Genomic DNA, 25586 nt, shown 5'->3' with positions numbered 1-25586 from the left:
AAAACTGCTCTTCTTTTTTGCTTAAAACAGCTTCTTCTAACAATTCTGGACGATTCTTTAACGTTCTAATAATCGATTGTTCTCTACGCCATTTCTCGATGTTCGCATGATGACCAGACAACAAAACCTCAGGTACTTTTTGATCCATAAATACTTCTGGTCTGGTATACTGAGGATATTCCAATAAATTGTCCTGTAACGATTCAAATTCAGCGGAAATATTGTTATTTAATACCCCAGGAATTAATCTTGAAATCGCATCCATCATTACCATAACTGGAAGTTCTCCACCGGTAAGAATGTAATCTCCTATGGAAACATAATCAGTTACAATCTGATCTAACACACGTTCATCAATACCTTCGTAGTGCCCACACAGAAATACTAAATCATCTTCTTTCGCAAATTCCTCTGCCATTTTCTGATGAAATACTTTCCCTTGTGGTGTTAAATAGATAACACGAGGACGTCTGGTTTCGTTTTTCGTTTCAGAAACTATCTCATCCCGCATTTCCATAGTTTTTTCCTGAGCTAACACCTCGTTGTTATGATCAATCATCTTCATCACATGCTCATAAGTACGATAAACAGGCCCTGGTGCCATAACCATACCAGCGCCGCCACCATAAGGATAATCATCAACTCTGCGATGCTTGTCCTCTGAAAACTCTCTGATGTCGATTGCATTAATTGTAAGTAGCCCCTTTTCCATTGCACGACCAATAATACTGGTATTCATCGCTTGATGAATCATGTCAGGGAAAAGTGTCATTACATGATAATTCATATGGTATCCTCCAAGGTTGAAGTGTGAAAGAAAATTGTATGTTTATTCCACAAGTCCTGGAAGTAAATGTACCACTATTTTTCTCTCATTGATATCTATCTTTTTCACACAGTCATCGATATAAGGGATGAGAATTTCTTTTCCTTGTTTTGTTTTTATTACAAATACATCATTTGCCCCTGTTTGTAATACTTCGGTTAATTCACCTAGAGAACTTCCATCTTCCTCTTCTGCCTGTAATCCAATCAAATCGCAGATAAAGAACTCTCCTTCTGAAAGGTCTACTGCATTTTCTCTTGTAATAAGTAAATCCTTACCTTTGTATTTTTCGATATCATTTATATTATCAATGCCTTTGAATTTAAGAATGACAAATTGTTTAAAAAATTTAACATTCTCTATCTCTAGCTCTTTTTGTTCTTTTCCAGTATCAAGAATAACCATTTTTAATTTTTTAAAACGTTTCATATCATCTGTTGTTGGAAATACCTTAGCTTCCCCTTTAATACCATGAGTAGAAGAGATTACCCCAACTCGTAATAAATCTTCCATTTTTACCTCCGTTCCCATGCAGTCCCACTGCAGATAGACATCGTGACACAGGTTTTAATAGCACAAAAGTAATCGTCTATCTTACTTCGTATTTTTCTAATAATAGTTTATACAAAAATATGAAAAAAACACAGCAAACCAATCAATTAGAATAGTTCTAACTGAATTAGCCTGCTGCGCACATTCTAAAGCTGTTACAACGTCCTTCCATCCGGTAAGGTGAAAGAATTCCGCTGATTACTGCAGTATCTCTACCACGACTTTCTTGTCATCCTTTGTTGCGGCAGCCTTCACTACGGTACGTATAGACTTGGCAATACGGCCTTGCTTGCCGATTACTTTCCCCATATCCTCCGGTGCAACCTTAAGTTCAACAATGATTGACTTGTCTGTTTCAGTTTCTGTGACAACAACTTCTTCCGGATGATCAACGAGTGACATAGCAATTACCTGAACTAATTCCTTCATTACTCTTCACCTCCGCTTATTTCACGATACCGGCTTTCTTGAAAAGTCTGTTGATAGTCTCAGTTGGTTGAGCACCATCTGCTAACCACTTCTTAGCTGCTTCCTCATCTACATTAAAAGCGCTAGGCTCCTGTGTAGGATCGTAAGTACCGATTTCCGCGATGAACTTACCATCTCTTGGAGATCTGGAATCAGCAACGATTACTCTATAGAAAGGAGCCTTTTTCTGACCCATTCTCTTTAATCTGATCTTTACTGCCATGTTACAATTCACCTCCTTAAAAAATTTATATAGTTCTGAGAAATGATACGAATATCAAATTCGTATTATTCTACATCATTTATAATTGAATTGTAAAATCTACGAGACATCATAAATTATACAAGTCAAAACTTCATTAAGCTACGTGAGATATCCCACAAATGTTACAGTCCAAATGGCATTCGGAATTTCTTCTTGCCTTTTCCTCCAAGCATACCAGAAAACTGTTTCATCATCTTACGAGTTTCACCGAATTGCTTCACTACACGGTTTACCTCACTAAGATCAACGCCAGCTCCATCTGCAATACGTTTCTTACGGGATGGATTAAGAAGGTCTGGGTTACGACGTTCTTCCTTTGTCATCGAGTAAATGATGGCTTCAATGCTTTTTAGAGCATTTTCTCCTTCATCCCAGTCAATGTCTTTCATATTGGCTTTGCTTCCCATGCCACCCATACCACCTGGTAACATCTCAACCAATTTCTGAATTCCACCCATCTTCTTCATCTGTTGCATCTGGTCTAGATAATCGTTGAAATCAAATTCTGCTTTTTTGATTTTACGTTCTAGCTCTTTTGCCTTGTCTTCATCAATTTCTGCTTGAACTTTATCAATCAGGGTAAGCACATCACCCATGCCAAGGATTCTGCTCGCCATACGATCTGGATAGAATTGTTCCAAATCAGAGAGCTTCTCTCCCATACCAATATATAGAATAGGTTTTCCGGTTACTGCGCGAATGGATAAAGCAGCACCACCACGGGTGTCACCATCGAGCTTTGTAAGAATTACTCCAGTTATACCAATTTTCTCATTAAAAGTTTCCGCTACATTTACAGCATCCTGACCCGTCATTGCATCAACTGTGAGGATTACGTGGTCGATATGAACATTTTCCTTTATTTCTATCAACTCATCCATCATATCTTCATCAATATGAAGACGACCGGCAGTATCGATAATTACGATATTATTGCCATTCTTTGTGGCATGCTCCATTGCTGCTTTTGCAATGTTCACAGGCTTATGATTCGTTCCCATAGCAAATACAGGAACTCCTTGTTTTTCACCATTAATCTGTAACTGGTCTACCGCAGCAGGACGATAAATATCACATGCTACTAATAATGGTTTCTTACCTTTTGCTTTAAATTTACCGGCAAGTTTTGCAATCGTCGTCGTTTTACCAGCACCCTGAAGACCACACATCATAATAACTGTGATTTCATTACCAGGCTTTAACGTAAGTTCGGTGGTCTCATCTCCCATGAGTTTGACCATCTCTTCATTAACGATCTTTATAACCATCTGGCCAGGAGTTAAGCTAGTCATAACTTCTTGACCAATCGCTCTTTCCTGTACTGAATTTACAAAGTTTTTAACAACCTTAAAGTTAACATCCGCTTCTAGAAGTGCCATCTTAACTTCTCGTAACGCTAGCTTAACGTCCGCCTCAGAAAGCTTCCCTTTGCCACGGAGGTTCTTAAACACATTTTGCAATTTTTCTGATAAGCTTTCAAATGCCATAATAACCTCAATTCTGGCGTCTTAGCGCCTACTGCGTCTTTAGCTTAAATTCATTTATAGATCATTGAGAATATCATCAGACAGCTGTTCAACTATGTTAATTTTACTTAAATCCTTTGTCTGCTTTATCTCTTCTGAAATTCGTTTTATTTGGTTTACTTTCTGCTTCGTAGAATTGAATTTCTCTACTAGTCGCAGCTTTTCTTCGTATTCTTTTAATTTTTTCGTACATCGCTTGATGATATCGTGTACACCTTGTCTACTAAGTCCGGTATCATCTGCTATTTCACTTAACGAATAATCGTTTAGTATATAGTCTGAAAAAATCTGTTTCTTATGATCTCCGAGTAGTTCACCGTAGAAGTCAAATAACATGGACAAGGTGACAACTTCTTGTAAACGGTCATCTTCCCTCTTGGAGTTTTCCAAAACCATTTGTTTCTTGCCCTCCTTTGATAGTTACTTACCCGATGTTCAAATCCTATCTAAACCTAGAAAAGATTGAACTATCACTTGACTCATCGAATCACCATCTGTAAAGTAATTTCCTTTACAGTTAGTTATTATAGAATAATTAAAATCGTTTGTCAAGTATTTTTCTTTACACTAAATAATTTTTTATTTACATTAAATAATTTTATTTTTTTTACTAATATTTTTTTATTACGCTAAAAACTTTTTATTTACTACCAAAAAACTTATTTAAGTCCTCTTTGATACTTACTTATGTACCGTAGGATGAACTACTTTGTGTTATTTATTTAAATACTCACGTAAATAAACAACATTTCCATCTGGATCATAGAAACTCATATTACAGGTACCCCAAGGTCTTATGGCAGGTTCTTCTTTGATTTTTGCTCCTAGTGCCTTCACCTTTTCATATTCTCTTTCTATATCTTCTACGGTAAAAGCAATACAGATGTTTTGATTTTTGTTATTTTTCACACTTCCATCATCATAGATTGTTAACATCGTTTCCTGTCCTATGATTGTCTGATGAATGGCATCGTTACTACTATTTTCAACCTCAAGTAATACTTTATAAAAATCTGACATTCGAATCACTTGGTTGGTTAGTAATGAAACTTCTCCAAGCCTCATATAATTTCCGTCCCCTCCTTTTCGAATAGTCGTAAAACGAAATGCATTAACATTCTAATTATAACAAATATACCCCATTATTCCAACTTACATTTTCCTTACGCTCATACCTGTTCAATATCAGTGTGAAAAATCTTGATTTTTCATACCACATTTCATTCCTGTTCAGCAGGCTGGATATTTACGCCGAGGACGACGCAGGCACAAATATCCGTGTGAAAAATCTTGATTTTTCACACTACATTCTTGACATTCAGATTGGTTCTGAGTAATCTATAAACAAAGGTCTACTAAGAGTAGCCATAGGAGGGAAACGATATGTCTGACAACAGATTGGCGAAGATTGACCACAAGGAGGATTCGCTATGGATAAGCTATTGTTTAGCCGTATCATAGTAGGTATCGCCATCATTTTGGCTGTTATCGTGGGCTTGGGATGTGTTATGAATCGTTTATCGAATGACAATTACAATGGAGAATTCACTCTTCAAGAAACACCTCAAAGAAACGTTTTATCAGGCGGAAATTCGTTTGAAACTATGCCCACAGTGATACTTTACCAAAATGGGAATGCAAAACTTTCGCAGCCCCTAATCAGCAGTTACGCTCTTATTGGTATAGGCCACTATAAGGTAAACGGTGATGAACTTGTTGTTTCCTATGAAGATAACAAAGGTGTTACTTTTACCATTTCAAACGGTGGTAATACACTGACTGTTAAATCCGTAAACCTTGGCTTTGTCAAGGTCGGTGATACATACAAGTATCAGTCAAACTCCGACTACCTAAACATAGGAAGCAAAGTTGATGGTGAAATACTGACTTTAGATATACTGCGTGAACTTTCGAAAAAAGGTGCAGATTTAACGGCCGACGATTTTATAAAGTACACGCACGTTGACATTGACCCTGATTATCATGTCTTTGATATAGAAGGCGAATATATGCTGACAGTGATTAATGATACTAATGGTAATATGACATGTACACTTGAATGTAATTCGAGTGGTGATATTTTCCCGCTTCACTTAAATGGCTCAACAGGCTATGTGCTAGAAGATTATTTAGGGTTCTCCATAACCCCGAAATATCAACCATGTGAATGGGTAGATTACTATAGCAAAGCCGAAATGCCATGGGGGAAAAGTAATGATTTAACACTGCCATATTTCCCCGACGTGACATTTACTTGGACAGCTGGTGAGGTTATGGCCGGTGATCAAAAATTTATAATAGGTATACCCGTATGGAATGTATACTTGGCTGACCTCACAAACGATGGAATCCCAGAGTTTTGCGCGACTGTCAGTATGGGTTTTGGTGCTATTGACACACATATCGTTGTGTATGATTATGCTAACGATAAACAATATGTTTTAGAAGACAGAATGTATTATGACTACTATCTATCTTTGCAGGATGGACGGTTGATGGTGACGCAGACAAAGTATAACAGCAACAAGCCACTTGTATCAGGCGAGTTGCTTATTATAAACGGCGAACTTTACAGATTCGGTGAGCCAACGCTTAAAGATTTACCCGATGACTATGGGACTTACGACAAAAAAAACGACGCAATCCGCGATGGCGTATATATAAATGTCCATGGTGTAGAGATATATAATCAGCAGGTAGTGGACGATTTTTACAAGAGCGTTCACGCAGGAAGCGCGGCGTTTATGCGAACAATTGATTACACAGACGAGGGTGACCCGATAATCACCGATTACCAGTATGACGGATCGTTATTCACAGTTACGACTGACACCACTCGCGACCGTTTCGGCTTGCCAGATATTTATACAAAAACGTACAACTTTCTTATTCCATATGACCACTATGAACCTGCAGGAATTCCAATACCGTATTTTTTGAGTAACGACAAAAATATCTACAAAGGTACGCAAGGCAGTGAGGGTGTAGAGCTAAAAAGTGAACTTGGTAGAATCCCTTCACCATCCGATGATGTTGAAAATCCGTAATCAGTTCTATCTGTTACAATATCATGGGATTGATAAAGTTACACCAAAGTGGAATTAATAAAGTTACACTATCACGGGAATAATAAAGATTGATAGCTTATGAGGTTCGAGATATAATGTATCATGAAATACTAATTCGTAGCTAAGAAAGGGAAGGTTATGATCGACTACTTTATAGAATTTTTTGAGAAATATGATTATCCGAAAGAAGCTATCAATGATTTACTCTCCGCTTATCAAACTTTACTCTCCAATCAAGATGCTAATTCCATATTTCAATCCATAGTAAAGCAATATGAGGTGGATGATACATTTATTATTAAAGACAGTTATCCACAATTAGAAGAGGTTGCAAGAAAAACAGATCTCAGCCCTTATACCATATATCTTCTCTTCTTTCTTTCTCTATCCAAAATAATGAAAGAAAAATACATAGCAAAAAATTATTCCATTGAAATATTTTATAAATCTATGGCCGATTTAAAGTATAAGATGCTGGAGTGTTATAAGTTACATAATATTTACGGGAACTGTGTTCCATGGTGGGAGGATGGATTTTTCCAATTAACCCGTGTAGGTCTTGGACGTCTTCAATATGAAATTGTTGAACAGGATACTACTCTTGTTATTGGCGGTCATTTGATTTCCAAAGGAGATCCTGTAATAAATATGCACATTCCCTCAAGTGGTCCATTAACCGTACAAGATTGTATGGACTCCTTTGGCAAAGCTGCAGAGTTTTATAAGGAATATTTTAAAGAGCGCCCTACTGTGTTTGTATGCGACTCTTGGTTACTATTCCCTTATCACTTAGAGTTCCTTCCAAAGGATTCAAATATTTTAAACTTTATAAAATTATTTACCATATATAGTACAGAAATTGATGAAAATAAGTATGATTTATGGAGAATTTTTTACAAAGATACAGATAAACCATTATCCGAGTTACCAAGAACTACATCATTGCAACGAGCTTACGCAGACTGGCTATTAAATGGAAAACCGGTGGGCTGTGGTAAAGGTATCTTCTTGTTTCAGGATGAAAAGATAATTTCATAGATTATAATTTAAATGATGTAATTTACAAGTTCGAAGAGTGAGACACGTTTCTCAATGATTAATTCTTGCTAAATATATAGGAAATTGCGGTACAATTTCTTTTATATTAAAAAAGCTGATTTTCCTAAAACATATTTACTTAGCTAGGAAAATCAGCTTTTCTTAATTTCTTAATATCTTCTCTAATCTTGTCAACTAGGTCCCACTTCGACCATAAAGCCTCTAGCAAATTCCATCTTCATATAAAAATATAAGATTTTAGAACTCAAAAGCCAGATTCGTAAGTGTTCCAAAGCTATAGCTACGATGAAGTAAATTCGGTTCCTTTCTCTGCCCGCTTCCAAGAGCAATAAATAACGGAACAATATGTTCTTCTCTGGGAACAGCTAATTTCGCATGAGGAGCTAGGTTTTGATAAGAAAACAACTCCTCAAGGTTCTTGTTTTCTACCTTTTCAATTAACCAATCATCAAATTCCACAGCCCAGCGAATTGGCTCCTTTACATCAGCTAGAGTACTCAGATTATGAACGGTTGAGCCGCTGCCAATGACAAGAATATCCTCTTCACCAACGGACTTTAACGCTTCTCCTATTTTATATTGCTCCTCCATTGGCATAAATGGATTCACTGAAATTTGTATCACAGGTATATCTGCCTTCGGAAACATGAGATACAAGATATCCCATGTTCCATGATCAAGTCCTCTCTTTTCATCAAGACAACTCTCGATACCCTTATTTTCAAGCAGACTTTTTACTTTTAAAGCAATTTCAGGAGATCCTTTTGCTAAATATTTAATAGCATATAGTTCTTTTGGAAAACCGTAAAAATCATAAATCATGTCATAAACACCATTCATTGAAGAAATTGTAGTAATTTCGTTTTCCCAGTGAGCTGTAAAAACAACAATTGCCTTCGGTTTAATTTTTGAACTATATTCTTTCAAAAATGCGGTATATTCGTTCTTCTCAAATACGATGGATGGGCCACCATGACATATAAATAAAGATGGTAACATATCTTTTTCCCTCCCTTACTGATTTGTTTTTCCTTATTCTATGTTCAGTCTATATATGCAATCTTTTATTTCTAGCTTAACCAGTTCTATTTGCTAACTCTATTCGCTAACTCTCGATAACTCTATTTGTTAGCTCTATTTGATAGCTGTATTCGATAGCTCTATTCGATAATTCAATTTATTAGCTCTATTTGTTAGCTGTATTTGTTAGCCCTATTCTACTATTCCACCTTTAAAAGCATTTCATACTGTCCTACATAAGAGGTAAAACCTACCTTTAACAAAAATTCCTCCATTGACCTTAAAGGTATTTCAATATTAAGTATGCTTAGCTTCATGGCTTCTGTATTTTTAGCAAGTTCTGATAGAATACTGCTTGCAATCCCTTTTCCTCTATATTCTTTATGAACCGCAATTTGAGGTATGTCACCAGTCCTTTTATCGATGATTCCATAGCCAATGATTATGTTATCATTTCTTACTATAGCATAATGAAAGTCTTCCGATACCGCTTTTACAGATTCGATAGAATTCTGCCAGGAAGGTTTAAAATCCCAAAACTCATATAACATTTCTAATTCGATGCTTTCCACACTTTCCACGCTGTATGTAGTACTTTGAGATAAATTGTTCTTATCTAAATGATAGCAAGAATAAGTTCTTTGAATATGAAATCCTTGCTTCTGATATAGTGAAACTGCAGATTGATTCGTCTGCAATACTTCCAGTAGATACTGGTCTATTCCTCTTTCTCTCATTTTTTCTTTGATTCGTTGCAGCATTTCACTTGTAATACCACGTCTTCTATAGTCTACTACCACACCTGTCCCAAGATCGTATACAGTTTTCTTCCCGTTCCAATCACGATAACCATTTAGAACAAATGCAACTAATCTCTCGTCTTCAAATGCTCCTATCGAGAGAGTTCAGGATCAAATCCCCTCCGTTTTAACATCTGATGAAACTTCCAAAAAGGTAAGTCAATTTTAACTTGATAATCAGAAAATGCTTCCACAAAGGCAATATGTAATGTTTCCATTTCTACATTCTTTAACATCCTATAGCAAATCATTATATCCCTCCGTTACTAAATATTTAGTGTACTTTGTAATGATGAAACTTCTTAATCCCTTTTTTAATCATACTCCATATAGAGGTAATAAGAAAAGAGATATAAGAATTCATGTATCCTATTAATTCTTATATCTCTAAATCATATTAATTCTTGATCTCTATATCGTATTAATGTAAATTAATAACGGTAGCTTTAGGACGTGTCATAGTTTCAATGGAATAACGGATTCCTTGTGTTCCAAGACCTGAGGATTTTACCCCCAAGAATGGGAAATGATCTGGTCCACGTTCTGTTTTATTATTAATTTGAACAGTACCAACTTCTAATTTATCTGCAACTGAGAAAGCATCGTTAATATTTTGAGTAAATACAGCACTTTGTAATCCATAATCCGATTCATTCGCAATTTTAATCGCTTCCTCGACGGTTTTAACTCGCATAACAGGTAATACAGGACCAAATGGTTCTTCCCAGGCAATTCTCATATCAGTTGTGACATTATCAAATAGTGTTGGAGTTATTAAGTTTCCATTTCTCTTTCCACCAGTAATTAAAGTTGCTCCCTTTTCAAGTGCATCATCAATCAAGCCACACACAAAATCAGCTGCCTTTTCGCTGATGAGTGGTACAATCGTAACATCCTTTTCAGAAGGATTTCCCGTCTTTAATTGTTCAACTAATACTTTCATTTTCTCAACTAAAGAATCTGCAATGGTTTCATCTGCTAAAATTCGTTTCACTGCTGTACATCTTTGGCCGGAATAAGAATAACCTCCAGCAACAATATTTTTTGCAGCAAGATCTAAGTCAGCATCTTTTAAAACAATGGCAGCATCTTTTCCACCAAGCTCCATCATAACTGGAACCATCGATGTGATTTCAGATATGTGTTTACCAACTTCCGTACTACCAGTAAAGTTAATAAAATCAATACCTTTATGTGTTACCACATAGTCACCTATTACAGAGCCTTTTCCGGTGATTACTGATAAAACACCTTCTGGAATACCAGCTTTGTAAAATAAATCTGCCAGATAAACACCGCTTAAAGAACCTTGTGTTGCAGGTTTAAAGACAACCGTATTACCAGCAATTAATGCAGGCGCTATTTTGGACGCTGCTAAATTCACTGGGTAATTAAATGGAGAAATTGCTAGTACTACACCTAAAGGAACCCTGGTAACCATAGATATTTTATCTTGACTAAAGCCCGGAAAACGATCACTTTGAATCGTTTCTCCTTGCATACTTTTCGCTATATCAGTAGTAAATCGTATAAAATCTGCAGTCCTAGAAACTTCAGAACGAGCTGACTTTTCATCCTTTGCTATTTCTTTCATAAGTAAGGCAGAAAGTTCATCGATATGTTCCATCAATAAGTCTGCAACTTTATTAATTCTATCTGCCTTTTCAAAAAGAGGAATACCCTTCCACTCCTTAAAAGCTTTTCTGGCTTCGATTAGTTTTGCATCCACTTGCTCTCTTGTCATCGCAGGAACTGTACCTAATACTTCATTATCGATAGGTGATTTGATTTCTATTCTATTATCTTTATGATTTTCACTCATTCTATCACTCCTTTCAAAAGTGTCATATATCATTCTTACGCTATTTTTTAATTTTAATTCATAACTATTGTTATTGTATATGATTATAATAAGAAATCATGTCACTTCTTAAATAAAACTTCTTATTGAATACACAATAATAAATTTCATTACTATTTTTATTAAAAATATCTAGCAATCGCTGTGTACTAATATCAATATACTTCCATTAGAAGCATATGTCAATTCAATTTTTTTTCATTCCTTCTTTCTTTCAAATGCTTAAGCAGTGTGATTTTTCTTAACTTTTATCAATTCCTTATCAACCAACCTTTATGGTAGCCCCTATTGCCATCTAAACGATTGATTTATAAGCTTTAATCTGCTAAGAGATAGTATTAGTTCCTATTATTACCTTTTAGGAGAACTGTAAATTATAATATAAAATCTTATAGCACTTATTATAAACAGAAAAAAGAAAGCCATCCCAGTTAGCATTTCTTTGTTAACTGAGATGGTTCTAAACAAAAAGGAAAGAAACCTCTGATCTAAGCACTCAAAATAAATCTTATTGAAGCTTAGACTGATGACACTCATGCCGCATGAAACGGACTTACGCTCTTATCATTACTATTTTACATTAACCTTAAATTCTTTGGTTACAGCACCTACTCTTATCTGAATAGTTGCCTTTCCCTTATTCACACCTTTGATAATAACATATTTCTGTGTTACATTCTGAATTTTAGCAACTTCAGTTACCAAAGACAAACCGTCACTGATCTCAGTCTCATAATCTCCTCCTGTAACAACAGCTATCTTTTCTCCAGCATTCTCAATTGTATAAGGTATTTTTAATTCCTTTCCAACGCCTAATGTATAGCTGCTTTTTACTCCCTTTATTTTTATTACAGGTTTATTTTTTAGCTCAGGATAATCCATTTCTGTTTTATCAATTTTAACAAACGGTAGGCCCAGCAGTGTACTCAGTTCGTTTGCAGTCGATCCAAGGTAACCATGTATCTTGACACCTTTTGGTATTACATCCAATGTCTGGTCACAGAAAATATTCTCATACTTATATTCAAATAACTCACACCATGGATTTGCAATGGTAATCTTTTTTAAATTCTCGCAGACAAATGCAAACTTACCAATGGTCGTGACACTGTATGGAATATATATTGATTTTAAGTCATTACAATTAAAAAAAGCATCCTCACCTATGACTTCCACACCGTTTTCTATTATAACAGATGTAAGAGGATTACCGGCAAATGCACCCCGACCAATTATTTTAACCGTCTTAGGAATAACAATAGACTTAAAATTACAGTTGGAAAATGCTAAAGAATCAATTTCTGTAACACTATTCGGTATTTCAATATTTGTCAATTCTCGACAAGATGAAAATGTATAATAATTAATTTTTGTAACACCCTTCGGAATATTTACAGTCTGTAATTTATAACATTCGCGAAATGCATAGTGCCCTATAAAGGTAACACTCTTAGGAAGATATATAGAGGTTAAGCTTTTACAAGATTCAAATGCTCTTATTCCTATTAATGTAACACCCTCCGGAATATTTACCTTTTTTAGCTTATAGCAACCCAAAAACAGTTGTTCTGGAATATTCGTAACACCATCAGGAATTTTAATCGATGTTAAACTTTCGCAATCTATGAAGGCTCTCATTTCCAACACGGTAACACTATCTGGTATTTCAATCGACTTAAGGCTAATGCACCCATTGAACGCATTATCACCAATAAGTGTCACACCATCAGGAATAGAAACACTAGTTAACTTAATACAATCATAAAAAATCATACTACTAATCTTAGTAACTCCTTTAGGTATTTTAACTTCTGTTAAACTTTCGCAGCTATCAAATGCATATTCACCTATCGACACAAGTCCTTCCGGCAGTGAAATGGTTTTTAATTTAGTGCAACCTCTAAAGGCTTTATCACCTATTTTCGTAACCCCCTGAGGTACCTTTATACTTGTTATTTGGGTACAGTCCAGAAAAGCTCCCTCCAAAATCACGGTAACCCCTTTCGGAATAACAACATTCTTCGCCGAGCCTTGGTACTTAACTAGTGTTGTTGCATCTCGAAGCACAAACCCCTCTTTGGTAACAACATCCTTGGATGGATCCGGCTCCTCATAGAATTGATAGGTAATCTCATAAACTACCGATTGTATCTCATAGTCTATGTCTATTATTTCCTCAATGTCATTTTCCACCTCAGACAAAACTTTTTTGATTTGCTCCTCTAGCTCTTCGTCCCCATAATTTCCGTTAACTGTTATGTAACTATAGTCATCCTCCAATCCCGTATTCTTAAATCTAGCAGTATAATCAACGTATATTTCTCTCGACTGAACCTTCTTATCAATTAACACAATATCATCATAGTTCCTTATTTCTAAATCAGAACAGATGTAACTTATGATGCATTTGTCAATTGTTCTATCCGGATCATAAATATCAGAGCCATCTAATTTAACTGATGTCTTATAGTTTTTAGCTGCATGAATTTCCTGACCGGGATAAAACATAATAAACACAATTGTAATGCTAAATAAAATAACTTTTTTTAGATTTTTCACTTCTCATTCGTCCTTTCTCTTGTCTTGTTGCTGAATATTGACGCTAAATAATTTGTTCATTAGTTTTTTGGTTAATTTCAAAGCTTAATCTAAAGCTTCCGGGAGGCTAACCCCGTCTCGATTACTCCTTGATTAATATTACCATTTAATCCCTGATGATACAAGCGAATATACATTGATTTCTCTAGCTACTTTTCTATACTGATTTCAACATACTATGCAAACTTTATAAGCAATTTTTATATCACAAGATGATTTTAAAATCCCCATATATCGCCTTCTGGTACACCATAGAACACAAGATAAGTCTCGATATGCTCATCATCGCATTACTCTCATTTAATATATTAATAAAGGTACAAAGTAAAAAATGATTATCCCTAATCGCCTTAAGTAGTGGATAATCATTTTTTATCTCAATATAAGAATTAACCTTCCGTTAACTTAAGTTTAACACTGAAGTTAACTGTTTTGTGTAAATAAATATGTTCCAATCCCTACCGCAATTGTAAGATTTAAAGAATCCACTTCTTCCGATTGCGGAATAATGATGCTGGTTCCTACCGATAGATAGGAATCGTCTAACCCCGTAGCTTCATTTCCAAAAACTAATGAAAAAAGCTTTGGTTTCGGGCAATCATTAATCGTTAGCGGCTTTTTACCATTTAACATAAACGTAAAGATTTCATGATTTGGATTTTGTTTTTGATACTCAGAAAAACTTTCAAAATACTGATGTCGTAAACGAAATAATGCCCCCATAGAGGAACGTACAACCTTAGGATTAAAAACATCTGCTCCAGGTTCGATGAACACAACATCATGGATTCCAAAACCAACCGCTGTTCGCAGTATCGTTCCTAAGTTCCCCATATTACTTGGATTTACTAACACAATTTGAGATTTTGTAGTATCTACGGTACAGGTATACTTTTCAAAAACCCCCACCACAAATACATTCTCTTTATCACTAACCTTTGCTATTGTTTTATCCCCTTGAAGTACCGGTATATGGTTTTCTTTGCATATCGCTTCCAGATGTTCTCTATCTGTAAACGTGCTATGAATATATACTCCTTTAACAATATCAGGTCTACTCTTTATCATTTCTATGGTTGGAAAAGCTCCTAATGTATAGGAATACTCAAAACTTTTCTTATATGGCTTAATTGGTTCCATCTTTTTCCCTTTCTGCTTGTACTATCCTCTTCTTATTATAACTAAGAATTTATGACTTGTACACTCTTTCTCTTAAGTTTCGTTTAATGACGGAAATGACTTATTGGTTTTGGTCCACGAATAACACGGCGAACAGCACGGAAGATTCCTTCTTCGTCTGCCTCCATTCTCCACTGCACCACCATAATCTTATTATTCACAATTTCAATTCCAGTAATCCCTTTTGTATTAATACAACATCCGCTGTTAAAATACGATACTTCTCCTGGTTTCGGAAATTTTAGACGATGTGTATGGCCACATACTAAAATCACCTTGTGCTTTTTAATCCAAACGTCATAATTTTTTTCAACTCTATGCCTTTTATAGATATTTTTCGCTGGACTAGATGGGTTCTTAAAACCCACAAGGTGCATAAATCTCCAAAAGTAACGTAAGAAAAACATATTGATTAACCATAGTTGGTCATTCATTAAATCGCCTTGGTGACCATGAACAATCAATATCTTTTGCTTCGAATGTTTTTCTCGCAACAGAAGTGATTCCATTGGTTTTAAGTTTGGAAATAACTTCTGTCTGTTCCCTAGATATTCATCATAAAAATAATAATAGCGCTTCGCAACATAGTATCGATTTCTTAAAAAGATGTTATGATTTCCATATAAAATAAACATTCTATTTTTCTGATAGAATTTCTTTAACTCTGTAAATATATCCGTATGAGCTGCCCGTATTGTTTGAAACCTTGGATGCTCCCATAATTCATCCCCATCTCCTGCCTCAATGTACGTATAACCTTCTTTATAATAATGCCTTAATGCAGCAACCATAATACTTTGATTTTTCGCAAATTCATCCGAGATAGAATCATCTCCTCGATGCATATCACTAAAAATTATAAACTTAGAGTTTTTATCAAAATTCATTACATTAGCATGCTTATATGCTTTCGTTAATCGCTTATCCGTCTGCATTTTTTCACTCCTTTTTACTTTTGTAGACTAGTATCTCCAAAATGGGAAACCATATTATTCAATATCAAAGAAGATGTAGCAATAATAAACACACTTTTCAAATTTTCCTTACCAAATAAAAAGAGTGAAGTTAAAACATCCAAAGCTAAATTACCTCTTTGGAATGTTCTTCTCCACTCTAACTCTAACTCTTACCCACACGTTTTGACCAACGTTAAATGATGCTTTTTTATAAATTCATGAGCTTCTTCTAAAAATTGTTCAATGCTTAGCTTATGTTTATAAAGTTCATTTACATGTGTCATTACTGTGGTTCCCTCTATTTTTTGAACATAGAATTGCTCATAAGCCTTTTGAGGAATCGGTACTATCTCTTGAAGCATAGGTTCATTTAAAGTCGGATCTACAATCAATTCTTCCAAAAACCATAAAATTTCCGGATGCATTGGCTCAACTCCTTCTGGAAATCCATGCATCTGCTTCCATTTTTCATAAAAAACAAAATGATTGATTTCATGAATCGATGCTTTTATATTCGTTTCAATATCCATTGAGCTTGTGACAAAAAATTCTTTCGTAACGCAATTTCTAGGGCATCTTGGTATATATCCAACATAACAGATAATTTCTTCCTGCTCCTTAGGCCACGTTGCATGAAACAATGATAACATATTATGTAGTAATTCTTTATCAAAGCTTTGAAACTGTTGTTGTAATGTATCAATCCTTTGATTCAGTTCTTCCTGACGTAAGCTTAATTCTCTTAACACGATTGGTTCCACAATGTTATATATCTCATTTTTTGTCATCGTGTCCTCTATCTTTCCACGCAAAGAAGGCAACAGCTCATAGACACCTTCAGAAAAAGGTCTACTTTTATTTTTTGCTAAAAACTCCGGATCCAAAAATTTCGTGATAAAACTAACATTCAACAAAGGATCTATCATGTTAACTGTAATATGTGGCACTACCATGTTTTCCATGTTCTTTCCCCTTTCGCTGGATTCATACATTGTTTACCTATGTTTCATTTTCATACAGTTTGAACTCTAAATTCTTATATAGTCCTATTTTCCATGTTATTTAACTATTTAACATAACTGTATATTCTATAGAATTAGATATTAACAACTAAACTAATTTAAGGCTATTTAAATAGCAGAAACCAACTTGAAAATGATTCTATGAGAAAGTATCTAATCAATAAAACTAATTCTCATTTTTAGAATATAATAATCCCCCACCTCACGCAAAGCTTCATATTCATAACGAAATGTTCCGTAATAATTAAGCAATTTCGCTACTCCAAGAGCCATCTCCGATACCGAACCAGCATCTTTTTGTGGGTACATAAGACTAACCCAATCTTCTCCTTGTTGATAACGTTTTACGTATTCTTTGCTATAATCCTTCCACGTCTTTAGAAGATTTCCGTTTTTTTGGTATTCTTTGATTAATTTTTCATCCTCTAATTCTTTAACCTCTTGTGTATAAAGATCCTTCATCGTTAAGAACTTCTTAGCATTACAGCTCGGATAGTCTTTTTCTTTCCACTTATGCCGTAAGGACTTCATTTCTTCGTCATTTAATAGGAAATACGTATAAAGTACCCTACCTTCCTTATCTGGAACTGGATCATCCCAAGTACTGTCTACATGATACCAGCCATCCTCTAACTTTACCATATTCCAAGCATGAGAGACACCTCCGCCTGTTCCTATAACAAAACGGTTTTCTATGGCTAAAGAATTCATAAATAGCTCAAACGTTTCTGCATATCCTTGGCATACCGCCATACCATCAATCAAGACACCTTCTGGATGATATGATCTGTAAGAAAGCTCTTTATATTCTGTATGTAAAACCAAATAGTCATGAACAAAGCGAATTTTTTCTACCGCAGTCATACGATTTGTAATATTCTCTGCTAAGATTAGCTGAATTTTATTCATGACCTCTTTTTCCGTTTTAGTTAACTTGCGAAAATCGCCTGAAGTATAAATCGTACAATAACAATCATATGATTGGTTTCCTGCCGTAGCAGTAATAACAACATTTCCTTTTGCAAGAAATTTCACTTTACCACTCTTCGTAACAGTAGCAACTTTTTCATTAGAGGATGTCCAAGCTACTTTCTTCGTCGTTCCTGAAACCGTTAATGTTGTTTCATTATCGATCACGCCAAGATAACTATTACAGCTTAACACTGGTTGCTCCACTGTTACTTTACAGGTAAATGTTTTTCCGGAAACTTTAGCACTAACCGTTGTTGTCCCCTTCTTTATCCCCTTAACATAACCACTGGTGCTCACCGTTGCAATCTTTTTATCTTTTACACTCCATATAACCTTTTCCTTTGTCCCATTTATCGTTAGTTTTGTTTTATCTCCAACAATCACATTTACAGAGGTATTCGATAGAGTAATCTCTTCTGTGGTTTTTGCAAACACATTCTCTGATTGAAAACTATGAAATGGAAGGTTAGAAACAATCATACAAGATAAAATTAGAATCAAAGGGAATAGTAATAATTTTTTTCTGTTTTGGTATAAACTACTTTGGAAGAGTCTATGCCATTTCTTAATAATTGTACTTTTCATTACATTCTCACCTTTCTGTAATCATTTATCGTAATGTATTAATAGCTTTATTTTATCTTAAGTACCATTATATGTCTATCTTAATCGGCTCTATGTTAGAGTTGGTCAAGAATACACCTCTCATTATGAATACAGCATACTTCGCAATATTAGTACCATGTACCTATCTCAGTGGTTGCTTGAAAACCCACTGAGACGAAGCTGTCCCCCGCTTCGCTAAAAAGCAGGGGATATTTTCTGTAAGGTTATATTGCTCGTTAAGAAGCAGCAAACTGACTTTCATACAACTCTTTATAAAAGCCCTTCTTTGCTAAAAGCTCCTCGTGATTTCCTTGCTCTATGATATTTCCATTTTTCATAACAAGAATAACATCTGCATTTTGTATCGTTGATAATCGATGCGCAACAATAAATGTTGTTCTTCCTTGCATTAATTTTTGGAAAGCGCTTTGTATCTTAACCTCTGTTCTCGTATCAATCGAGGAGGTAGCCTCATCTAAGATAAGTATCGGTGGCAAACTAAGCATTACTCTAGTAATACAAAGAAGCTGCTTTTGCCCACCCGATAGCATACCGCCATCTTCCCCTATGACAGTATCGTAACCATTCGGTAAGCGCTTTATAAAGGAATGCGCATGAGCTTCTTTTGCAGCATTGATTACTTCTTCCCTGGTTGCATCTTCTTTTCCAATCTTTAAATTTTCAAGTATTGTTCCGGACTTTAACCAAGTATCCTGTAACACCATTCCATAGCTTCCACGAAGACTGTTCCGCGTTATATTTCTAATATCCTCTCCTTCAATTAAGATTGATCCGTGATCTACTTCGTAAAAACGCATTAATAAATTAATGATTGTCGTCTTACCACACCCAGTAGGTCCAACAATAGCAATCTTTTGCCCAGGATGAATTTTTAGGTTTAAGTTTTCAATTAACTTTTTCGTTTTATCATAGGAAAAATCAACCTCATTACATTCCACATTACCTTTTACATCGTTTAAAACTACCGCATCTTTACTATCTGGAATTTCAACGGGTTCTTCTAATAACTCAAAAATACGCGCCGCACAAGCGATTGCATTCTGAAGTTCCGTAATAACCCCTGAGATTTCATTAAAGGGTTTCGTATATTGATTGGAGTAACTTAAAAAGCTTGATAATGCACCTACCGTCATAATTCCGTTCATTGCTGCAAACGCTCCCGTGAATCCTACCCCCGCATAAACCAATCCATTTACAAACCTAGTAGCTGGATTTGTTATGGAGGAATAAAAAATTGCTCGCAATGAATACTTCGCTAATCGTTCATTTATTTCATCAAAATGCTTAATAACCTCTTCTTCTTGATGATAAGCCTTCACAACCTTCTCATTTCCTAACATCTCATCAATCAAAGCAGTTTGTTCCCCACGTGTCTTTGATTGCGCTTGAAACATAGCATACGTTTTCTTAGCTATAAAGTTCGCTACAAATAGTGAGATTGGCGTAAGCAAAACAACGACGAACGTAATGCCTATATTTAAACGAAGCATAAATACTAACGTTCCGATTATCGTCATAATTCCTGTAAAGACTTGAGTAAATCCCATGAGTAAACCGTCTGCAAATTGTTCTACATCCGCAATCATTCGACTCACAATCTCTCCAGATGGATGAGAATCCAAATATTTTAGTGGTAAGACTTCTATTTTCTCAAAAGCTTCCTTACGAATATCCCTGACAACCTCATATGTTACTTTGTTATTCAAAATACTCATGAACCACTGTGCTACAGCGGTGATTCCAACAATAATTACAATTCGGAGTAAGATATCACGTATGACAGGAAAATTCACACTGCCATAAACAATTTCATCAATTGCTTTACCTATTTCTATCGGAACATATAATGTTAAGCCAACTGTGATAAGTGCTAGTATTAATGAAAAAGAAAGAAAAACCCAATAACGTTTTACATATCTTAAAACCTTTCCAATCGCTTGTTTTTGTGTTGTCTTCTTATTTTCCATAAATTCGGTTGCACTTCTGTTTTTCTTCACATTCATTAAGACTTCACCTCCTTTGGAAATTGAGAATAATAGATTTCCTGATAAACTTCACAGGTATCTAGTAATTCACTATGCGTTCCCTTCCCCACAAGCCTTCCATCATCTAGTACCAATATTAAGTCAGCATGCAGAATGGAAGCTGTTCTTTGGGATACGATAAATACAGTAGGTTGATAAGAAAGATTTTTGATTGCCGAACGTAATTTAGCATCTGTTGCATAATCCAGTGCCGATGCACTATCATCAAGAATAAGGATTTCTGGTTTTTTCACCAAGGCTCTCGCTATGGATAAACGTTGCTTTTGACCTCCAGATAAATTCCTGCCGCCTTGTTCAATGGAGGCTTTGATACCGCCTTTCGCATTTACTACATCCGTAGATTGAGCTATTGCTATCGCTTCCTCCATCTCTTCTAAACTTGCGTCATTTTTTCCAAATGATAAATTTGACTCAATTGTTCCTTGAAACAAAACAGCTTTTTGCATTACAATTCCAATGTTATCTCGAAGTTCTTTTACCGGATAATCTTTTATATTCTGACCACTAAAGAGTATCTCTCCCTTCGTCACATCATAAAATCTTGGAAGTAGATTCACTAACGAAGATTTTCCCGATCCTGTACCTCCAATGATTCCGATTGTTTGCCCCTTTTTCACCGTAAAATCGATATCCGATAAGGACTCTTCCCCTGCTCCCTGATATTCTAAGCTTACATTTCGAAATTCGATGCTACCATCCTTCTCTAAATTTACGATTCCGTTGTTCGCATCTTCCATGCTATTTGTGATATCAAATACATCCGCAACACGTTTCGCACAAGCAGCTGATTTATTAACAGTGATAATTAAATTCGCTAACTTTATCAGCTCAACTAGAATCTGAGACATATAATTGTATAACGCAACAACTTGACCCCTTGTTAGTGCCCCATGATCTACTTGTACCGCTCCTATCCAAATCAAGTACGCTGTCGCAATATTAATAATAACATAAGTAACTGGATTCATGAGAGCTGCGATAAGGCCTGCACTTTTTTGCTTTTCTGTCAATTCTCCATTTCTTTGGTGAAATTCTTTCCGTTCTTTATCTTCTCTGCAAAACGCTCGAATCACTCTAGTCCCTAAAAGGTTTTCCCTTGTAATCTGTAATACAGAATCCAAGTTTTTTTGTACCCGCTTTAACATTGGAATACTGATAGCCATAATACCAAAGACCACGATAGACAATAGGATAATGGCAATTAAAAAAATACATGCTGATTTTGTGTCAATCGTGAATGCCATAATCATTGCTCCAAATACAACAAATGGAGAACGTAAAAATAGGCGTAACACCATATTTACCCCTGTTTGTGTCTGATTTACATCACTCGTCATTCTTGTAATCATGGTTGAGGTACCAAGGGTATCAATTTCAGTAAATGACAAATTCATCAAATGTGCAAATAAAGCATGTCTTAACTTTGTTGCAAATCCTACCGCTGCCTTTGCTGAATAATACTGTGCAGTTACAGAACATACTAGCCCAATGATTCCTAACGCAACAAGAATAAGGCACATATTAACTATGTATGATTTGTCATTATGTCCGATTCCATTATCAATCATTGCTGCCATCACTAATGGCACAATCAACTCAAAAGAAGCTTCTAGCATCTTAAAAAGAGGCGCTAAAACACATTCTTTCTTGTAATCCCTTAAGTAAATGTACAATCGCTTCACGATTTTCCTCCCTTAAAAAAGCTTGTAAAATATCTTTTAATATCATACCATAGATAAAGATATTCGTATATTATTGATATCCTATAGTTTCTATATTATTTTTGTATAGTAAAGATATATGAGATTTAAATTAAAGCTATGTACTTCTGCTAACTTTCAGCTACTGTATTCTTTATTTTTTCAAACTGAAATATTTATCGCAGACTTTAAGATAATGTATTTGCTCAAACTCCCAAGACATGATCCAAGTAAAGAAAGGAAGGAAGGAGTCTCTTATGGATTTAAAACAACTTCAATACTTCGTAAGTGTTGTCGAAGAAGGAAATATCTCAAAGGCGGCAACAAAATTAAATCTCACTCAGCCACCATTAAGCACTCAGCTGAAATGTTTGGAAAACGAACTATCCGTTACCTTATTTGAAAGGGGTTCCAGAAAGATCGAACTTACTCAGGAAGGTAAGATTCTTTATGCAAGAGCTCAAACTATATTAGAATTAACGGATTTATCAAAAAAAGAACTTCTTGATTATTCAAGTGGTGTTCTCGGAACCCTTCATATTGGAGTAGTTTCCTCTGTCGTTGACAGCTTTTTATACAATCTCATGCCAGATTTTCATAAACAATACAAAGAGATTCGTTATGATCTCTTTGAGGGAAATACTTATGAACAGATTCAAAAATTACGTAATAACCTAATTGAACTTGCAATCGTTAGAACACCCTATGAAGCAGAAGACCTATCTTCTCTTATATTAAAAAAAGAGTCCATGATGGCTTTTGGTCATAAAAACTACTTTCAACAAATGGACATAAAATCTCTTTTACAACAACCTCTTATTTTGTATCGCCGCTGGGAGAAAGTAATATATGATTTATGCCATTCTTATAGTATAACACCAAATATCTTTTGTATGAATGACGATGCGAGAACAACAGTAAGTCTTGCAAATGAAGGATATGGTATTGGTATTATTCCAGAGTCAGCTGGACTGATTATTGCTCGTAGTATGACAAGGGAAGAACAATTATCAAGAGAAAAATTATTAACTTGTTTAGAATTGAAAGAATCCCGCTTAGATTCTGATATCTGCTTATTGTATAAGCGAAGTGGTTATATCTCAAAATCCGGAAATTTATTCATACAATATCTGAAAGAGAAAAAAGCAACCCTATAAGTGAAATATTCCCTACTTGCATATAATACCATGAGGTGATTTCATGTTAGTTATGACGTATCAAGAATATTACAAGAGAAGCCGAGGTTGGAACATCATATTCAAGAATACAAAAAAATAATGAATGAAAGTACATCTAAAAAAGACAAGTATTTAAAAATTCGTAAGTACTTCAAAAATATAAAAAATACATCTCTTTGTGTATTTATACCTTATCAGGTTTTGCTATTTTTCTGATAAATGTATTATTTTAGAGCAGACTAAACTTAAGTATTGCTCTGAAATTAGTTACACATAGTTTGAGATGTATTTTTTATATGCTATATTATTGTTTTATTATTTTAATGCTGTGGATGCTTCTTTCCTAACCACCGGAATATACCCCTTGTGGATACTCATATTGACCGCCAAGCAAAGCATTCGAAATGGTATCAGTATAGAGAAAGTACGCTACGCGTACTTTCCCTTGTCATGATGCATACTATGCTCCACAATCTTTGCTTATACAGGATAAGCCTTATTCTCCGTATCCGCTACAGTTACATCTACCTTTGTCTGCTGAGCTTGACGATACTTGAAGAATTCCGTAGCCACCTGTGGGAACAAAGCATAAGATAGAACATCCTCATCTTGCTGCTTCCATTCAATCATTTCCTGCTCAATCTTATCTAATTCTGGCTCAAGCAGATCTGCAGGACGGCAAGTAATAGGTTTTTTATCCCCAATCGCTTTTTTCTGAACCTCAGGATCAAATGGCTTTACAGTCTGACCGTACTCACCACTTAAAATTGCCTTACTTTCTTTTGTAATCATTTTATATCTCTCACCAGCAAGTACATTAAGAACTGCCTGAGTACCTACAATCTGGGAACTTGGAGTTACTAGAGGTGGTTCACCAAAATCTCTACGAACGCGAGGAATTTCTTGTAATACTTCATAATATTTATCTTCTGCTTTTTGTTCCTTTAATTGAGATACTAAATTACTAAGCATACCACCCGGAACCTGATATAATAATGTCTTAATATCAACCCCCATAACCTTAGGATTTAATAAGCCACTCTTTAACGCTTCCTCCTGCATAGGACGGAAATAATCTGCGATTTCAGCTAATAAATCTTGATCAAATCCTGTATCATATGGAGTTCCTTTAAAGGTTTCTACCATTACCTCCGTCGCTGGCTGACTCGTACCCATAGCAAATGGTGACATGGCAGTATCAATAATATCACAACCTGCCTCTACTGCTTTTAAGTAGGTCATTCCTGCAACACCGGAAGTATAGTGAGTATGTAAATCGATTGGAATCTTAACTGCTCCCTTTATTGCAGTTACAAGATTGGTAGCTTCATATGGCACTAAAAGTCCTGCCATATCCTTGATACAGATAGAGTCTGCACCCATTTCCTCTATTTGTTTTGCCATATTTACATAGTATTCTGTTGTATAGGCATCACCAAGAGTATAAGAAATTGCAATTTGAGAATGACACTTTTCTTTATTTGCAGCTTTTACAGCACACTGGAGATTTCTAAGGTCATTTAACGCATCGAAGATACGAATGATATCAATACCATTTGCTACGGATTTTTGTACAAAATACTCTACAACATCATCCGCATAATGGCGATACCCAAGAATGTTTTGGCCTCGGAATAACATCTGTAACTTTGTATTCTTAAAGCCTGCTCTTAATTTTCTAAGTCTTTCCCATGGGTCTTCCTTTAAGAAACGTAAAGATGCATCAAATGTAGCACCGCCCCAGCATTCCACCGCATGATACCCTACTTTATCCATCAAATCTATGATAGGGAGCATCTGCTCAGTTGTCATTCTGGTTGCGATTAATGACTGATGCGCATCACGTAATATTGTTTCGGTAATC

At 35.3% G+C, this 25586-nt stretch carries 22 protein-coding genes; 3 read left to right on the top strand and 19 right to left on the bottom strand.

Features of this window, described 5'->3' with window-relative positions:
- From trmD to RTP52_RS12290, 7 genes are all read right to left on the bottom strand, one after another.
- Positions 1-787: tRNA (guanosine(37)-N1)-methyltransferase TrmD (gene trmD, locus RTP52_RS12320; protein ID WP_312371678.1), on the bottom strand; the 787-nt coding region annotated here is incomplete at its 3' end.
- 42 nt (positions 788-829) lie between these two features.
- Positions 830-1339: a ribosome maturation factor RimM gene (gene rimM, locus RTP52_RS12315; RefSeq protein WP_312371675.1), complete on the bottom strand. Its 510-nt coding sequence runs from the start codon at positions 1337-1339 to the stop codon at positions 830-832.
- Positions 1340-1576: 237 nt separating this feature from the next.
- On the bottom strand, positions 1577-1807 hold the full coding sequence (locus RTP52_RS12310) for a KH domain-containing protein (protein ID WP_012200422.1): 231 nt from the start codon (positions 1805-1807) through the stop codon (positions 1577-1579).
- Positions 1808-1823: 16 nt separating this feature from the next.
- Positions 1824-2069: a 30S ribosomal protein S16 gene (gene rpsP / locus RTP52_RS12305; RefSeq protein WP_012200423.1), complete on the bottom strand. Its 246-nt coding sequence runs from the start codon at positions 2067-2069 to the stop codon at positions 1824-1826.
- A gap of 164 nt (positions 2070-2233) precedes the next feature.
- Complete coding sequence (ffh, locus tag RTP52_RS12300; RefSeq protein ID WP_312103491.1) at positions 2234-3598, bottom strand: signal recognition particle protein; 1365 nt, start codon at positions 3596-3598, stop codon at positions 2234-2236.
- A 54-nt stretch (positions 3599-3652) separates the two neighbouring features.
- Complete coding sequence (gene ylxM, locus RTP52_RS12295; protein WP_312103489.1) at positions 3653-4033, bottom strand: YlxM family DNA-binding protein; 381 nt, start codon at positions 4031-4033, stop codon at positions 3653-3655.
- Between the two features lie 318 nt (positions 4034-4351).
- Positions 4352-4702, bottom strand: a complete 351-nt coding sequence (locus RTP52_RS12290) for a VOC family protein (RefSeq protein ID WP_312371670.1) — start codon at positions 4700-4702, stop codon at positions 4352-4354.
- Between the two features lie 365 nt (positions 4703-5067).
- Here RTP52_RS12290 and RTP52_RS12285 point away from each other — a divergent pair, with 365 nt between their 5' ends.
- Entirely contained in the window at positions 5068-6684 is a 1617-nt protein-coding gene (locus RTP52_RS12285; protein WP_312371667.1) for a DUF4362 domain-containing protein, read from the top strand.
- 159 nt (positions 6685-6843) lie between these two features.
- Complete coding sequence (locus tag RTP52_RS12280) at positions 6844-7743, top strand: acyltransferase domain-containing protein (RefSeq protein ID WP_312371665.1); 900 nt, start codon at positions 6844-6846, stop codon at positions 7741-7743.
- A 258-nt stretch (positions 7744-8001) separates the two neighbouring features.
- Here RTP52_RS12280 and RTP52_RS12275 read toward each other — a convergent pair whose 3' ends face one another.
- From RTP52_RS12275 to RTP52_RS12230, 11 genes are all read right to left on the bottom strand, one after another.
- Entirely contained in the window at positions 8002-8763 is a 762-nt protein-coding gene (locus tag RTP52_RS12275) for a DODA-type extradiol aromatic ring-opening family dioxygenase (protein WP_312103480.1), read from the bottom strand.
- 221 nt (positions 8764-8984) lie between these two features.
- Positions 8985-9680 carry a GNAT family N-acetyltransferase gene (locus RTP52_RS12270; protein ID WP_331661478.1) on the bottom strand — a complete coding sequence of 232 codons (696 nt, stop codon included), beginning with the start codon at positions 9678-9680 and terminating at the stop codon, positions 8985-8987.
- A complete protein-coding gene (locus RTP52_RS20280; protein WP_331661452.1) occupies positions 9677-9835 on the bottom strand; it encodes a hypothetical protein in 159 nt (52 codons plus the stop codon). Before RTP52_RS20280 ends, RTP52_RS12270 begins: the two co-directional genes overlap by 4 nt.
- A gap of 170 nt (positions 9836-10005) precedes the next feature.
- A complete protein-coding gene (locus tag RTP52_RS12265; RefSeq protein WP_312371663.1) occupies positions 10006-11406 on the bottom strand; it encodes an NADP-dependent glyceraldehyde-3-phosphate dehydrogenase in 1401 nt (466 codons plus the stop codon).
- A gap of 609 nt (positions 11407-12015) precedes the next feature.
- Complete coding sequence (locus RTP52_RS12260) at positions 12016-14004, bottom strand: leucine-rich repeat domain-containing protein (RefSeq protein ID WP_312371661.1); 1989 nt, start codon at positions 14002-14004, stop codon at positions 12016-12018.
- Positions 14005-14466: 462 nt separating this feature from the next.
- Positions 14467-15183 (bottom strand): TrmH family RNA methyltransferase, encoded by a 717-nt coding sequence (locus RTP52_RS12255; protein WP_312371659.1) that lies wholly within the window; start codon positions 15181-15183, stop codon positions 14467-14469.
- Between the two features lie 83 nt (positions 15184-15266).
- On the bottom strand, positions 15267-16157 hold the full coding sequence (locus tag RTP52_RS12250; protein ID WP_312371657.1) for a metallophosphoesterase: 891 nt from the start codon (positions 16155-16157) through the stop codon (positions 15267-15269).
- Positions 16158-16348: 191 nt separating this feature from the next.
- A complete protein-coding gene (locus RTP52_RS12245) occupies positions 16349-17140 on the bottom strand; it encodes a hypothetical protein (RefSeq protein ID WP_312371655.1) in 792 nt (263 codons plus the stop codon).
- A 213-nt stretch (positions 17141-17353) separates the two neighbouring features.
- Positions 17354-18757 carry an Ig-like domain-containing protein gene (locus tag RTP52_RS12240; RefSeq protein ID WP_312371653.1) on the bottom strand — a complete coding sequence of 468 codons (1404 nt, stop codon included), beginning with the start codon at positions 18755-18757 and terminating at the stop codon, positions 17354-17356.
- Between the two features lie 257 nt (positions 18758-19014).
- Positions 19015-20802: an ABC transporter ATP-binding protein gene (locus RTP52_RS12235; RefSeq protein ID WP_331661448.1), complete on the bottom strand. Its 1788-nt coding sequence runs from the start codon at positions 20800-20802 to the stop codon at positions 19015-19017.
- The gene (locus tag RTP52_RS12230; protein WP_312371651.1) at positions 20802-22526 is read right to left on the bottom strand and encodes an ABC transporter ATP-binding protein; all 1725 of its coding nucleotides are present in this window, start codon (positions 22524-22526) and stop codon (positions 20802-20804) included. The genes RTP52_RS12235 and RTP52_RS12230 overlap by 1 nt, the downstream gene beginning before the upstream one ends.
- 275 nt (positions 22527-22801) lie before the next feature.
- On the opposite strand from RTP52_RS12230, the gene RTP52_RS12225 reads away from it, so the two are divergent.
- Entirely contained in the window at positions 22802-23701 is a 900-nt protein-coding gene (locus RTP52_RS12225) for a LysR family transcriptional regulator (protein WP_312371648.1), read from the top strand.
- A gap of 501 nt (positions 23702-24202) precedes the next feature.
- On the opposite strand, the gene RTP52_RS12220 is transcribed toward RTP52_RS12225, so the two are convergent.
- Positions 24203-25586 (bottom strand): oxaloacetate decarboxylase subunit alpha (locus RTP52_RS12220; protein ID WP_312371646.1); only part of this gene is annotated, 1384 nt, incomplete at its 5' end.

It is taken from the genome of Lachnoclostridium sp., from assembly GCF_031997925.1.
In the GTDB taxonomy this organism is placed as follows: Bacteria; Bacillota; Clostridia; order Lachnospirales; family Lachnospiraceae; genus Lachnoclostridium.
This window is presented reverse-complemented; position numbering and strand designations above follow the sequence as displayed.